The organism is Zoogloea sp. GW822-FHT05C07 (assembly GCF_058800215.1).
In genome coordinates this window covers 344,637-358,370 of sequence record NZ_CM179510.1, presented here as the reverse complement: position 1 = coordinate 358,370, position 13,734 = coordinate 344,637, and the positions used below count along the sequence as shown (strand labels likewise).

General features: G+C 67.3%; 13 protein-coding genes. 5 read left to right on the top strand and 8 right to left on the bottom strand.

Annotation, left to right across the window (positions count from 1 at the left end):
- Nucleotides 1-5 precede the first annotated feature (5 nt).
- The 5 genes from ligA to AC3QL2_RS01695 all read left to right on the top strand — a co-directional run bounded on the left by ligA (nt 6) and on the right by AC3QL2_RS01695 (nt 5,723).
- Nucleotides 6-2,102, top strand: coding sequence for an NAD-dependent DNA ligase LigA (gene ligA / locus AC3QL2_RS01715; RefSeq protein WP_493236130.1), 2,097 nt, complete (start codon nt 6-8; stop codon nt 2,100-2,102).
- Between the two features lie 6 nt (nt 2,103-2,108).
- On the top strand, nt 2,109-2,984 hold the full coding sequence (gene galU / locus AC3QL2_RS01710) for a UTP--glucose-1-phosphate uridylyltransferase GalU (protein ID WP_493236131.1): 876 nt from the start codon (nt 2,109-2,111) through the stop codon (nt 2,982-2,984).
- A gap of 196 nt (nt 2,985-3,180) precedes the next feature.
- Nucleotides 3,181-3,987 carry a M23 family metallopeptidase gene (locus tag AC3QL2_RS01705; protein ID WP_493236132.1) on the top strand — a complete coding sequence of 269 codons (807 nt, stop codon included), beginning with the start codon at nt 3,181-3,183 and terminating at the stop codon, nt 3,985-3,987.
- 8 nt (nt 3,988-3,995) lie between these two features.
- Complete coding sequence (locus tag AC3QL2_RS01700) at nt 3,996-4,481, top strand: hypothetical protein (RefSeq protein WP_493236133.1); 486 nt, start codon at nt 3,996-3,998, stop codon at nt 4,479-4,481.
- Between the two features lie 96 nt (nt 4,482-4,577).
- Entirely contained in the window at nt 4,578-5,723 is a 1,146-nt protein-coding gene (locus AC3QL2_RS01695; protein WP_493236134.1) for a hypothetical protein, read from the top strand.
- 21 nt (nt 5,724-5,744) lie between these two features.
- Here the strand turns inward: AC3QL2_RS01695 and AC3QL2_RS01690 are convergent, their stop codons facing one another.
- From AC3QL2_RS01690 to AC3QL2_RS01655, 8 genes are all read right to left on the bottom strand, one after another.
- Nucleotides 5,745-6,251, bottom strand: coding sequence for a nitrous oxide reductase accessory protein NosL (locus AC3QL2_RS01690; RefSeq protein ID WP_493236135.1), 507 nt, complete (start codon nt 6,249-6,251; stop codon nt 5,745-5,747).
- A gap of 18 nt (nt 6,252-6,269) precedes the next feature.
- Nucleotides 6,270-6,635 (bottom strand): hypothetical protein, encoded by a 366-nt coding sequence (locus AC3QL2_RS01685; protein WP_493236136.1) that lies wholly within the window; start codon nt 6,633-6,635, stop codon nt 6,270-6,272.
- Nucleotides 6,632-6,904 (bottom strand): hypothetical protein, encoded by a 273-nt coding sequence (locus AC3QL2_RS01680; RefSeq protein ID WP_493236137.1) that lies wholly within the window; start codon nt 6,902-6,904, stop codon nt 6,632-6,634. Before AC3QL2_RS01680 ends, AC3QL2_RS01685 begins: the two co-directional genes overlap by 4 nt.
- A 5-nt stretch (nt 6,905-6,909) precedes the next feature.
- Nucleotides 6,910-7,443: a nitrous oxide reductase accessory protein NosL gene (locus tag AC3QL2_RS01675; RefSeq protein WP_493236138.1), complete on the bottom strand. Its 534-nt coding sequence runs from the start codon at nt 7,441-7,443 to the stop codon at nt 6,910-6,912.
- Nucleotides 7,440-8,255, bottom strand: coding sequence for an ABC transporter permease (locus tag AC3QL2_RS01670; RefSeq protein ID WP_493236146.1), 816 nt, complete (start codon nt 8,253-8,255; stop codon nt 7,440-7,442). The genes AC3QL2_RS01675 and AC3QL2_RS01670 overlap by 4 nt, the downstream gene beginning before the upstream one ends.
- A 12-nt stretch (nt 8,256-8,267) precedes the next feature.
- On the bottom strand, nt 8,268-9,179 hold the full coding sequence (locus AC3QL2_RS01665; protein WP_493236139.1) for an ABC transporter ATP-binding protein: 912 nt from the start codon (nt 9,177-9,179) through the stop codon (nt 8,268-8,270).
- On the bottom strand, nt 9,160-10,446 hold the full coding sequence (locus AC3QL2_RS01660; RefSeq protein ID WP_493236140.1) for a nitrous oxide reductase family maturation protein NosD: 1,287 nt from the start codon (nt 10,444-10,446) through the stop codon (nt 9,160-9,162). Before AC3QL2_RS01660 ends, AC3QL2_RS01665 begins: the two co-directional genes overlap by 20 nt.
- 148 nt (nt 10,447-10,594) lie before the next feature.
- Nucleotides 10,595-13,639 carry a transglycosylase domain-containing protein gene (locus AC3QL2_RS01655; RefSeq protein ID WP_493236141.1) on the bottom strand — a complete coding sequence of 1,015 codons (3,045 nt, stop codon included), beginning with the start codon at nt 13,637-13,639 and terminating at the stop codon, nt 10,595-10,597.
- Nucleotides 13,640-13,734 lie beyond the last annotated feature (95 nt).

Genomic DNA, 13,734 nt, shown 5'->3' with positions numbered 1-13,734 from the left:
TACGGATGACTGTCAGTCAGGAAACCCGTGCCCGGGCGGCGGCGCTGCGCGCCGAACTGGAACGCCATGAACATGCCTACTATGTGCTCGATGCGCCGACCGTGCCGGATGCCGAGTACGACCGTCTGTTCCGCGAATTGCAGGACCTCGAAACGGCCAACCCTGAGCTGCTGACGCCGGATTCGCCAACCCAGCGTGTCGGCGGCCAGCCGTCGTCCGAGCTGGCGTCGGTGGCCCACGTGGTGCCGATGCTGTCGATCCGCACCGAGACGGACACCACCGACCAGGGCGCTGTCAATTTCGATCAGCGCGTGCGCCGGGCATTGGGCCTCGACGAGCAGGCGCCGCCGGTGGGCTACGCAGCGGAACTCAAGTTCGACGGCCTGGCGATCAGCCTGCGCTACGAAGACGGCGTACTGGTCCAGGCAGCGACGCGCGGCGACGGCAGTACCGGCGAGGACGTGACGCGCAACGTACGCACGGTCCGCCAGATTCCGCTACGCCTCAAGGGCGAGGTGCCGCCGGTGCTGGAGGTGCGCGGCGAGATCTACATGCGCCGCGACGAATTCGAACACTTCAATGCCCGCCAGGAAGCGGCAGGGCAGAAGATCTTCGTCAATCCGCGCAACGCTGCGGCAGGCAGCCTGCGCCAGCTCGACCCGGGCATCACCGCGCAGCGGCCACTGTCCTTCTTCGCTTATGGCCTTGGTGACGTGCAGGGCTGGGCGCAACCGGATACCCACAGCGGCGTGCTCGATGCACTGGCGGCCTTCGGCCTGCCGGTCTGCGAGCACCGTACCCGCGCCGAGGGGCCGGAAGCGCTGGCCCGTTTCCACACCGAGATGGCAGCGCAGCGCGAGCGCCTGCCCTTCGACATCGACGGCGTGGTCTACAAGGTGGACAGCATCGCTCGCCAGATGGAGCTGGGCTTTGTGTCCCGCGAGCCGCGCTGGGCCGTAGCCCACAAGTACCCGGCCCAGGAAGTGGCGACGCGTCTCATCGGCATCGACGTGCAGGTGGGGCGGACCGGTGCGCTGACGCCGGTGGCGCGGCTGGAGCCGGTGTTCGTCGGCGGGGTGACGGTCACCAACGCCACGCTGCACAACCAAGGCGAGATCGACCGCAAGGACGTGCGCCTCGGCGACTGGGTCATCGTGCGCCGCGCCGGCGACGTGATCCCGGAAGTTGTCGGCCCCATCGTCGAGCGGCGAGAAGGCGAGCTGGAACGCTTCGACCTGCTCAAGGCCTACCCGACCTGCCCGGAATGCGGCTCCCACGTGGTGCGCGGCGAGGACGAGGCGGTGGCGCGGTGTACCGGCGGCCTGTTCTGCCCGGCCCAGTGCAAACAGGCCCTGCTGCATTTCGCGGGTCGGCGGGCGGTGGATATCGATGGGCTCGGCGAGCAGATCGTCAATCAACTGGTCGAGGCCGGTATCGTCAAGACACCGGCGGATCTCTATGACGCCGGCCGGGTGAACACCGAGGTGCTGGCGGGGCTGGAACGGATGGGCGAAAAATCCGCGACCAATCTGGTGCAGGCCATCGACGCCAGCCGCGAGACCACGCTGGCGCGCTTCATCTTCGCGCTGGGCATCCGCAATGTCGGGGAGACGACGGCCAAGGACCTGGCCCGCCATTTCGGTGGCCTCGAAGCCCTGCAGGACGCCGACGAGGCCGCGCTGCTGGCGGTGCCGGACGTGGGGCCGGTGGTGGCGCGCTGCATCGCCGAGTTCCTTGCCGAAGCGCACAACCGGGATGTCATCGCCGCGCTGCGCCGGGATATGCGCTGGCCGGAGACCGCGCCGGCGCCGAGTCGTCCGACCGAAGGCGGCCTGGCCGGCAAGACCTTCGTACTGACTGGCACGCTGCCGAGCTTGCGGCGCGACGAGGCCGCCGCGATGATCGAGGCGGTCGGCGGTAAGGTCAGCGGTTCCGTCTCCAAGAAGACCAGCTACGTGGTGGCCGGCGCCGAAGCGGGCAGCAAGCTCGAAAAGGCGCAACAACTCGGTGTCATAATCCTGGACGAAGACGCATTGCGCGTCCTGCTTGCATCGGTCGAACCGGAACCGCCGGGCGACCAGGGCCAATTATTCGGGGAATAAGGGACGATGAAGAAAGTAACGAAGGCGGTGTTTCCCGTCGCGGGTCTGGGTAGCCGCTTCCTGCCGGCGACCAAGGCCAGTCCGAAGGAAATGATGCCGATCGTGGACAAGCCGCTGATCCAGTACGCGGTGGAAGAGGCCGTGGCGGCCGGCGTGACCGACCTGGTGTTCATCACCGGGCGCTCCAAGCGCGCCATCGAGGATCACTTCGACAAGGCCTACGAGCTCGAGACCGAGCTGGAGATGCGCGGCAAGAGCGAATTGCTGAAGATCGTGCGGGACACAGTGCCGTCCCACGTCAATTGCATCTACATCCGCCAGGCCGAAGCGCTGGGCCTTGGCCACGCGGTGCTGTGCGCCGCGCCGGTGGTGGGCGACGAACCCTTCGCGGTGCTCCTCGCCGACGACCTGCTCGACTCCCAGGGCCAGACCCCGGTGCTCAAGCAGATGACCGACGTGTACAACTACCACCGCTGCTCCGTGCTCGGTGTCATGAACGTGGCCCGCGAGCAGACCAAGCAGTACGGCATCGTCAGCACCGAGCGGGATACGGGTGACATCCAGCGGGTCACCGGCATCGTTGAGAAGCCGAAGCCCGAGGAGGCGCCGTCCACCCAGGCGGTGATCGGCCGCTACATCCTGACCGGGCGGATCTTCGACCACCTGCGCCAGCTCAAGCCGGGCGCCGGCGGTGAACTGCAGCTGACGGACGCCATCGCGTCCCTGCTGGAAGAAGAAGCGGTACTCGCCTACCAGTTCAAGGGCGTCCGCTACGATTGCGGCTCCAAGCTGGGCTACCTGCAGGCCACCGTGGAGCTCGGCCTGCGCCACCCGGAAGTCGGCGCCGAGTTCGCGGCCTTCCTGGCCTCGCGGGGCGCCTGATCTGCTGACGGAGGCCGCAGGCCGAGCGGCCCGCCGGCTCCGTTGCGGTCCGCCCGAAGAGGGCACGCCCGGCTGCCTCCGCGGATGCCCGGCGACGCACCGGGGATGACTGTGCCGCGCGGCCGACTATGCTTCAATACTCGGGCTGCGGCGGGTGGCGCGCCAGGCATGGAGCGGCCCTGAAGGAGAGACGGACATGGATATCAGTGCATCCGTGGGTGCCTGGGAACGGGGCGCCCAGAACCTCAAGGCCGATGTGATCACCGTTCAGACCTTGCTGACCGAGGCGGCCCGGCGGCTCGCCAGGCCGGCGGTGGATCCGGCGGGCGTCGACGGCGGCATTGCCCGTCCGCCGAAGAATTCCGCGACGGTGGCCGCGATCAAGGCGTTCCAGATCCTCTCCAACCTCGCGCCGAGCGGCCTGATCGCCGTGCAGAGCCAGGACTGGCAGCACCTGCTGATGACCGCCGGCGGCATTGCTGGCAGCGCGGTGAGCGGCGCCGCCTGCTTCCCCTTGCCCGTGCTGCCCAGGGTGGACTGGACCCAGCCGCCCCGAGCGTACGGATCGAACCGCAGCAGCGGCGCCCGGGCCCACGCCGGCTGCGACCTCTATGCGCCCATCGGCACCACCGTCCATGCTGTCCGCGCCGGCGTGGTGGTCCGCGATCCCTATGCCTTCTACGCCGGAACCGACGCGCTGGAGATCGACCACGGGGATTTCCTGATCCGCTACGGCGAGATCCAGCCCGGTTCGCCGCTGCGCAAGGGTGATCGGGTGACGGCCGGCCAGTTCATCGCCAAGGTCGGGCACCTGGTCGGCGTCAACGTACCGAGCGCCATGCTGCACCTGGAGATGTATGCCGGCACCGCCAGCGGCCGCCTGACCGTCAGCGAGGACGAGTCCGCCCGGCGTGCGGATGGCATTCCCTTCCTGCGCCGTGCCGACCTCATCGATCCGACACCCTATCTCGACCAATGGAAGCTGAGTCTGCCCAAGGCATGACATATCGAATGCTGTTTTGCGGCGGCCTGGCCGCCTTGTTGACGATCTCTGTTCCCACCCACGCCGCCACGCCGTGCAAGGCCGGCCCGCCTGACGGCGTCAGCGTATTGAGCGGCGACTTCGATGGTGACGGCGCGCCCGACCGCCTGTGGGTGCGCCGCCAGTCCCGTACCGCCATCCCGGCGCTGGCCTGGGACCCGTGGAATGCGCGCCTGCGCCGCAATGCCGGCGTGGCCTTCATGCTGGTGGTGGATCGCTACGCTGGCTGTACGATGATCCAGAACCGCCGCTTCTTTTCCACCCCCATCTGGAACGAAGGCCCCGCGCCCTTGCAGGTCCTGGCCCAGAATGCGCCCCAAGCGGAATCCTGGCGTGCTCTTGCGCCGCGCTGGCGGGGTGATGGCATCCTGCTCGGCAGCGAGGCCGGTATCGACATGCTGCTCTACTGGGACGGGCGGCGCTTCCGTGTCGTGCATTCCAGCGACACGCCGTAGCAAAACAAAACGCATATTCCTTGGCACTTCGATGCGCCTCGTCTAATTTTGGATGACACCGGCCTAGCGTGCCGGTACCAACCGGACGAGGACGAGATGGCGACACGATTCAAGTACGAGAACGATTTCCTGGTGGGCGGCCCGGCGGCGGGCAGCGTGACGCCGAGCTTCCAGCTGCGCGAGTACGCCAGGCCGGACGGCAGCGTGCATATCCACCGGGAGCTGGTCGGTTCCGTGCAGGTGCTGCGCGACGCCATCGGCATGCCGCTGAAGATCGCCTCGGTGCTGCCGGTGGATGGCATCGGGCAGGGGCTGGACGGGCGTTTCGTGTGGGTGAGCAGCGCCAAGCCGGAAGAGCTGTTCAAGTCCGCGTCCCGTCTCGCGCAGGAAGGGCATTTTCAGCGCGTCGAGCAGGAAGGCAAGCTGGTTTACCTGGAAATGCCCGATCCCGCCGCGCTGCCGGCGGTGCGTCCGGAACTCGCCATCGCCAACGCGCTGCGCGTCACCGCCGCCTTCGAGACCAGCGGCGATCCCTTCCAGCAGGTCACCGGCAATTTCGACGGCGCCGGCCTGTCCTTCGGGCCGCTGCAGGTCAATCTCAAGACCGGCACGCTGCAGGAACTCTTCAAGCGCTTCGCGGTGCGTGACGAGGCGGCCCTCAAGGCCTGCTTCGGCACGCTGTGGCCCGAGTGGCAGGCCATGCTCAAGCTGCCCAGCCTGGCCAAACAGGTGGCCTGGGCCGATGCCCTGTCCCGCGGCGGACGCAAGACCGACTTCGATCCGGCCTGGAAAGCCGCGCTGCAGGCAGTCGGCCGCGTCCCGGCCTTCTATACCGAGACCCTGCAGTACGCGTACGACGTGTATGGCCGCAAGCTCATCGCCGCGCTATCGTGGCTGCACGGCCTCAACCCGATCCGCATCGACAACGTGCGTTGCCTGGCGGCGCTGTATGACCTGTGCGTGCAGCAAGGCAGCCTGGACAAGGCGCGCGATGCCATCCGCGCCCGCGTGGACAAGGAGAAGCCCGCCGACCAGTTCCATCTCACCCGCATCGCGGTGGAGGAGCGCGGCAAGACCGCGCTGCCGCCGTGGCGCGCCGACTGCGTCAGCCGCCGCCTGTGCATCCTCGACCGGGAGCCGGTGCCGATCACTCTCAATGGCAAGTCGGCAGAGCGCGTCAATCCGCAGCTCTACCTGTTGCGCAACGCGCCGGTGAGCCGCATCGAGCAATACCTGTTGTAAGCCGCCAGCGGCGGGGGGCGCCTAGTGGTGGTGCTCGCCGCCGTTGAGGCTCTTGATCACGTCCCGCGTCACCTCGCCGAAGGCCAGCACCTTGCCGCCCTGGGCCTTGGTGAAGGCCTCCGCCGCCTCGCGGGTGGCGAAAGCCGGCAGGTTGGGATCGTTCATCGGGCCGGTGGCCTTCGAGCCGAGCACGAAGAAGGCCTTCTTCGCATCCACCGGCGTCTTGCGCTCGTAATCCGCCACGTAGATCGCGCCGATATCCGCCGGCTTGTGCTGCTTGTCGAACAACACCATGTTGTTGAGGAAGCGGAACAGATCCACCGGCGAATCGAAATGGCTGGCGCTCTGGTCGTTGAAGACGATCTGCGCCGCCCACTGGGGCGTGCGCGCCGGGTACATGCCGCACACCGGGCAGCGCGCCGAGCGGGGAACGGCCTGCGCGGCGAGATCGACGGCGAAGGCCGGCATCGACAGGGCCAGCGCCAGCAGCGGTGCGGCGAGGCGGGCAGGGGACAGGCGAGAAAGCATGACGAAGCTCCTTGGGGCTTAAGGGGCGGACTTGCGTTCGAGCAGTGGGTCGGCAAGCACCGCATCGAGCACCGCGCGCAGGTTGTCCCACGGTGCCGCACCGCAAACGGTCAGCGGATCGTGCTGCAGATTGCCGTCGGCGGCGTGCAGGTGGTTGGGCCAGGTGGCCAGATCCTTGTGTACCGGTGCAGTGTCGATGCGCAGCTCCGCCTCGCCCCAGGCCCACGCGATGACATAGGCGTCGGGGGCGGCAATGCGCGCTTCCATCACCACGCCGTTGTCCAGGCGCAGGATCAGCGCATCCAGCTTGATCTCAGGCGCCGATTCCAGGTGGGCGCCGAAATCCTCTTCCACGCGGGCGGCGAGTTCGATATGCAGGTTCATTGTTCCTGGGCCTCCCTGACGAGGGCGGCCAGCTCGGCACGCACCTGGTTGTGCAGCCCGTTGAGGATGCGCACCGACAGATAGTGTTCGTAGCCCGGATGCTCGGGCAACTGGCCGTCGACGATGCAGGCCAGCGCCTGCTCGGCATCCGCGGCGCCGAGGCGGGCCAGCATGTCGTCACGGGCGGCGCGCACTTCGTACATCAGGCGCGACACGCGCTGGATCTCCAGCGCGCGCTCGGCGGGAACCTTGTCGTAGAAATTGTCCATCGGGCTTACATCCTCTGATCGTGCAATGCGCCGCCATCCAGGCGGGCCATTTCAGGGGTGACTTCGGAGAACGCGACGACCTTGCCGCCCTCGGCGGCGGCGAACTTCTGCGCTCCCTCGCGGGTGCCGAAGGACGGCAGCGTCGGGCCCATCGCGGCGCGCTTCTTCGAGCCCACCACGTAGAAGGCCGCCTTCGCGTTGATCCACGCGCCCTTCGGCTCTTCCCAGGTGGTCTTGTCCAGGTCCTGCACGTAGATCGCCGCCACCTTGCGGGCCTGTTCCGGCTTCAGGTAGATGGAGAACATCTCCATCGTGTCGCAGAAGAACTCCGGCTCCGGCTGACCGGCGTAGTGGATCTGCGCCTTGGGGCCGGGATAGTCGCCGAGCAGCATGCCGTCGAGGGCGCAGTAGGTTTCCTTGCCGATCTCCGTCGGGGCGACGCTGCTGTCCATCGTCTTGCCGCAGGCCGTCAGCATGCCGGCTGCCAGCAGCAGCGCGGCCAGGCGCGGCAGGGCCTTGAAGGGGGAGGGGCGTTTCATCGTTCGAATCTCCAGATGGCTACCATCAGCGGGCCGGCGATCCACGCCAGCATCACGCCGCCCAGGGTGGCCGGATGGCTGAGGGCTTCGGGGAACACGGTGGCGAGGCCGTACAGCGTGCGCACCTCGTCCAGGCTGAACACATTGAGCACGCGGAACACATCCGCCGGGTTGAGCAGCAACAGGTAGGGGAAAACCTCCCCACCATAGTCGCCGGCGGTCACCACCAGCGCACCGAGGATCAGCAGGTCGAACACCAGCACGAAGAAGAACCATGTGCCGATGGCCAGGCCCGAGGCCCGTGTGCGGTCGCTGGCAAACACCGACAGCATCACCGCCAGGCTCAGGAAGGCGAAGCCGAGCAGGATCGCCGAGGCCATGAAGCCGGCGTAGTGGAACAGTGCGTTGAGATCCAGCTGCGGCGACAGGATCACCCCCACCGCGCCGAAGCCGGCGATGGTGGAGAAGGCCAGCGCGCCGGCCAGCCCGGCGTATTTGCCGAGGATCAGCTCCTTGCGGGTGATCGGCAGCGTCAGCAGCAGGTCGAGCGAGCCCCGTTCCCGCTCGCCGACGATGGCGTCGAAGCCGAGGATCAAGGCGATCAGCGGGATCAGGTAGATCACCAGGCTGACCAGCGAGGCAATGGTCACGTCGATGGAGTGGAAACCCACCGTGCCCTGCTGGGCCGCGCCGAAATAGGCGATCACCAGCGCGAACACCGTGAACACCACGGCCACGGCCAGCACCCAGCGGTTGCGGATGCGGTCCCAGAATTCCTTGCCGGCCACAATGCCGATCTGTCTGAAGTCGATGGAGAACATGGTTCAGGTCCGGTAGCCGAAGAACACGTCCTCGAGGGACGGTTCGCGCACGTGGAGGTCGCGCAGCGTTTCGCCAAGGGTGGCGAGGCGGGCGAGGGCGGGCATCTTGGCTTCGCGGGGCAGGCGGATGTGCAGGCTGTAGCCCGAATCGTCGATGCTGTCGACGGCGAGGCCTTCGAGCACCCGCGCCACCTGCTCGCGCAGGCCGGCGCCGCCGGCGATCTCCAGCGTCAGCGGCAGGTTCATCGCCTCGCGCAGGGACTGCACCGTGCCGGTCGCGCGGATCACGCCGCCTTCCATGATCGCCAGCCGATCCACGCGCTCCTGGATCTCGGCGAGGATGTGCGAGGTGAGCACCATCGTCACCCCCTCGTCGCGCAGCTCCCGCAGGATGCGGTAGAAGTCGCGGATCGCCCCGGGGTCGAGGCCGGTGGTCGGCTCGTCGAGGAACAACAGGCGCGGCTTGCCAAGCAGGGCCTGGGCAAAGCCGAGGCGCTGGCGCATGCCCTTCGAGTATTCCCGCACGCGCCGGCCGGCGGCGTGGGCGAGGCCCACTTTTTCCAGCAGCGCGGCGCAACTGCTGCGCGGCACCGCCTTTAGGTCGGCGAAGAAATACAGCGTCTCGATGCCGGTCAGGTTGTCGTAGAGGACCACGTTTTCCGGCAGGTAGCCGATCTTGCGGCGCGTATCCCGAAAGCGCGGCCCGGTCACGGACTCGCCGTCCAGGCGGATCTCGCCGCGGGTCGCAGGGATCAGCCCGAGCATCATCTTGAACAGCGTGCTCTTGCCGGCGCCGTTATGGCCGATCAGGCCGAACAGCTCACCGGCGGCGATGGAAAGGTCGACACCCTTCACCGCCTGAATGGACCCAAAGTCCTTGGTGACGCCGCGGGCTTCAACGATAGTGCTTGCCAAGCCAGTTTCTCCAATCGGTATGTTCGGGGCGCATGCGCGGATTCTTGTCCACGATGCTGGGGGCGCGCAGCAGCGGAAACTGCTGGGCGATCAGGCGCAAAGTCTGGATGGCCGGGCTGGCGAGCAGCAGCTTGACCATCGGATGGCGCCACGACAGGCGGTCCACCATGTCGTTGGCTTCGTAGGGCACGTCGCCGTGGCCATCGCCGTTGCGGTCCCAGCCCACGTAGTTGCTCCAGTGGTTGCCCACCTTGCCCCCCCAGGGCTCGTCCTTGGTGGCCACGTACTTGATCTGCTCCCGGTTGGAGATGAAATCGTTGCCCTCCACCGTGTTGCGTACCGAGCCCGCCCACAGGTGCACGCCCACCTGGTTGTCCACCACCAGGTTGTTGCGCAGGGTGTTGTACTCCGCGTCGTAGATGAAGAAGCCGCGCGCATTGCCGGCCACCACGTTGTTCTCCACGACGGAGTCCTGGATCGTCCGCAGCATGATGCCGTGGTCCGAATTGCCCCAGGCCTTGTTGTTGCGCACGATGAGGTTGCGGACCTCCATCAGCGCCAGGCCACCGCGGTTCAAATAACTCTCGTTGTCCTCCCACAGGTTGTAGTGGGAGTTCATGTAGTGGGTGCCGTAGCGGCTGTGGTGCATCTTGTTGCCACGAAAGACCGCGTGGTTGGTGATGTCCACGTAGATCGCGTCGCGTACGAAGCTGATGTGGTTGCCGATGATCTGCGCGCCGGCGCTGTTGTAGAGCTCGATGCCGTTGCCGCGCTGGGCCGAATCCACGTCCCGCTTGCCGGTGATGATGTTGTATTCCACCCGCACGTCGCGGGCTTTCTCGATCCACAGCCCGAACAGCGTGTAGCTGAAATCGCAATGCGCCACGCGGGCCCTGTCTGCGCCCGGCTGGATGTACACGCCGGCGTTCTGGGCGCCCAGGTCGGCGCCGGAGTTGGAAATGATGAAGCCCTCGATATTCACATCGGTGGCCACCACGCGGATCGTGTCGCCATGGCCTTGACCATCGAGGGTCGGGCGGCTGTCGCCGACCAGTTTCACTGGCTTTTCGATACGCAGGTTTTCCGCGTAGGTGCCGCGGGCCACGTGCACCGTGTCGCCGGCGGCAGCGCGGTTGAGCGCGGCCTGGATCGACTCGCCCGGCTTCACCAGCCAGTCGGCCCCATGGGCCGCCAGTGCCGGCACGGCCAGCAGGGTGGCAAGGCCACTGCGGACGACAGAACGAAGGGTGAGGCGAGAAAGCAGCATGGACGGAATGGAAGCAGCTGACGGGAAGTGACTCTGGCCGCCAGTCTGCGGCGGAATGTCGCAGGCGGCCTTGATGTAGGTGAAGTCAGCGGCCGCGTAGCGCGCTGCAGGGGCTGCCGCGGGCCTCTCTCCGGCAAGATGCGATCAATTACGGCTTGGCCGTGGCCGGCGGCGCACCGTCCACCGCGCCGGTGGCGGCTGCGTTCGATGAGGCGACCACCACGCTGCGGGGCGCGGCCGGCGGGGCAGGGCAGCGATTGCTTGCTGCCGGTTCCAGCGCCGGCAGCAGCAGCGGACCCATCGACTTCAGGATCTGCACCGGCAGCGCCGACGTGAAGCGATAGCGGGCGGCGTCCGGGCCGATGACATAGGCCGTCAGCGTGCCGAAATGGCGCGGGCCAAGATAAAAAACGAAGGTCGCCGTGCGGTTCAGCGCAACACCGCGGGCTGCGCCACGGCCGAGCACAATGCGATTGTCGCCGGTGCCTGTCTTGCCGCCGACATTCAGCGTGCTGCCGTCGGCAAGCTTGAAGGCGCCGGCCAGGCGCCGCGCCGTTCCACCTTCCACCACTTCGGACAGCGCGCTGCGCAGCGCAGCAGCCACCTCCGGCGCCATCACCCGTTCGCCCTGTTCGCCGCCGCTGGCGAAGCGGGTTTCGTAAGGGGTGCCGGTGGCGAAGTTGAGGCTGTCGATGCGCAGCGTGGGCTGGCGGATGCCGTCGTTCTCGATGATGCCCATCAGTTCGGCCAGCGCCGCCGGGCGGTCGCCGGAGCTGCCGAGGGCGGTAGCCAGCGAGGGCACGAGATGGCCGAAGGGGTAGCCAAGACGGGCCCAGCGGCGGTGGATGTCGAGAAAGGCCTCGACCTCCAGCATGGTGAAGATGCGCGAATCCTGCGCGCCCTTGAAGCGGGTGCGGAACAGCCAGCGATAGACAGCCTGGCGTTCGGCGGTGCTGGCCTTGACCAACTCGTCCCAACTGGCTTCCGGCTTGGCTGAAAGATAGCTCACCAGCCACAGCTCAAGCGGATGGACGCGGGCGACATAGGCGCGGTCGGTCAGGTCATAGGCCTCCGGTGCCGTGCGCGTGTACAACTTGCCGATCTGTTCGGCGCTCAGCTTGCTGCCTTCCAGGCGCTGCTGCAGGAAGGTGCCAAGGGCTTCCGGCGAGGCCTGCGGCGACAGATAGCGGAAGACCGCGGAGAGGCGCTCGGCACTGGGATGCAGGCCGTCGAGGAAATCGTCCTGGATGTCGGCGGCCTTCTTGCCCCGGTACTTGTTCCAGAAACGACGCAGGAAGACCTGCCCTTCCTTGTCTGCAAAGCGGGCCAGATAGTCCGCGCGGCGCGGGTCGTCGGCCTGTTGCAGCAACTGCGCCGTGCTGCCGGACACCTGGTACATGGCGTGGCGCACGACATCGCGCATCAGGCGGACGAAGGGCAGGTTGATCGAACCCTGCAAGGCCTCACGCACGGTAGGCATGCGGCCGTTGTCCTCCTTGCGGAAATTGTTGAAGGTGTGGACGCCGCCGCCGGTGAAGAAGCTCTCGCCCGGGCTGGCCGAGTAGTTGCGGGCCAGGGCTGCCTGCAGCATGGCCGGCAGGCCGCGGTCGGTGGCGTGGGCCAGGTAGTCGAGGGCCCATTGGCTGATGCGGTCGTGCGGGTCCACCTGCAGCTTGCGCAGCTCGGCCGGCGTCTTGGTCACGTGTTGCTGATGCAACTCGGCGACGATCTCGAGATAAGTGGTCAGCACGCGCAGCTTGGCGGTGGAGCCGAGTTCGAGCTTGCTGCCTTCGTTGATGTCGAGGGGCTGGTCGGTGGTGTCGGTCTGCACGCGCACGCGATTGCTGCCCGGCGTGCCCTCGACCAGGTTGAAGCTGTAGCGCACCTTGCCCCAGTTGGCGGTCTCGAGCATGTGCTCGCCGATCAGGCCCTGCTGCCGGGCAAACTCCGGCTCATCGAGGCGCCCGAGGAAAGTACTCACACGCTGCTGCAGCGTGCCGTCGAGAGTGGTGGCCACATCCGCATCGTAGCGGTCTAGTTCGTACAGCGACGCGTCGAGGAGGCCCGCCAGGCGGTTGCGGATCGCCGTTGCGCCCTTGCCCGCGTCGGCCGGCAGCAGGGCCGGGTTGGCCACCATGTCGCGGAACTTCAGCGGTTCGGCCAGGGCCGCATCGCGCAGCGCAGGCCCGATCATGCCGTTCTCGGCAAACAGTCGGATGTAGCTCGCAGAGAGCTGGCCAAGGCTCTCGCGGCCCTTGGGGGCGAGATAGTAGGTTGGCCGGCGGTGGGCGATCATCAACGCCACCACTTGGCGCAGCGCACGGCCTTGGGCGGCGAGGCGCGGGCCACCGTCCTCGGGGGCGGCGAGCAGCGTGTTGACCTCGTTGAAATCGGCGGCGAACCACACCCACAGCCCATCGCCGAGGCCGTTGACCTCGCCGAAGCCGGGCGCCGCCGACAGCGGCACCGTGTTGAGGTAGTCCACCAGCAGGTCACGGCGCTGGGGCAGGGTCTGCTCGCCGTCCCGGTAGGCACGGACGCTGGCCGACACCATCTGGCGGAGCTTCTCGCTGCTGTTGGGTGTAACGCCGTCCGGCGAGTGGCGGAACTTCTCGATCTGCGTGGCCAGCGTGCTGCCGCCCGGCGCATCGAAATCCTCATTGACCAGGCGGCCGACCCGGCCGAGCACGGCGCGGCCGAAACGCACCCAGTCCACCGCCGGGTTCATCAAGGGGCGGTCGTCGTCGAGCAGATCGCGGTTTTCGATGAAGGTCAGGGCCTGGGCAATGCGCGGCGGTACCGCCGCGAAGTCCGCATAGGCCCGGAAGGGATAGCGGAAGCGGTACAGCGTCTCGTTGCGGCAATCGGTGACGGTGAGGCCGGCCGAAGTCTTTTCCCGGTAAGGCGGGAAGTAACCGCGGCTGGTGTAATCGAGCAGCGCGTCGGAGAAGTGCGCCTGCCGCATCAGCCGGAAGCCGTGCGCCGTGAGGCGGGTACCGATCTTGGGCAGTTCGCTGTAGCCCATGCGCTCATCGAAGGGGCCGTGGGCCGGCGTGCGGATGGCGTCGCTGCTGCCATCGACCACCGCATAGCTCAGGTCGGCGGCGTAGCGCGCCAGGTAATGCGCCTGCAAGCGCGAAGTCTTCACCTCGTCGGCGACGAGCAGGCCGCCACCGACAACAATGACCACCATCAGCCCGCCAAGGGGCCAACGCAGGCGGCGCAACAAGCTTGGGGGCTGGTCTTCTCGCACTTGGGATTCGTTGTCTGACCTCACGGCGCCAGTAT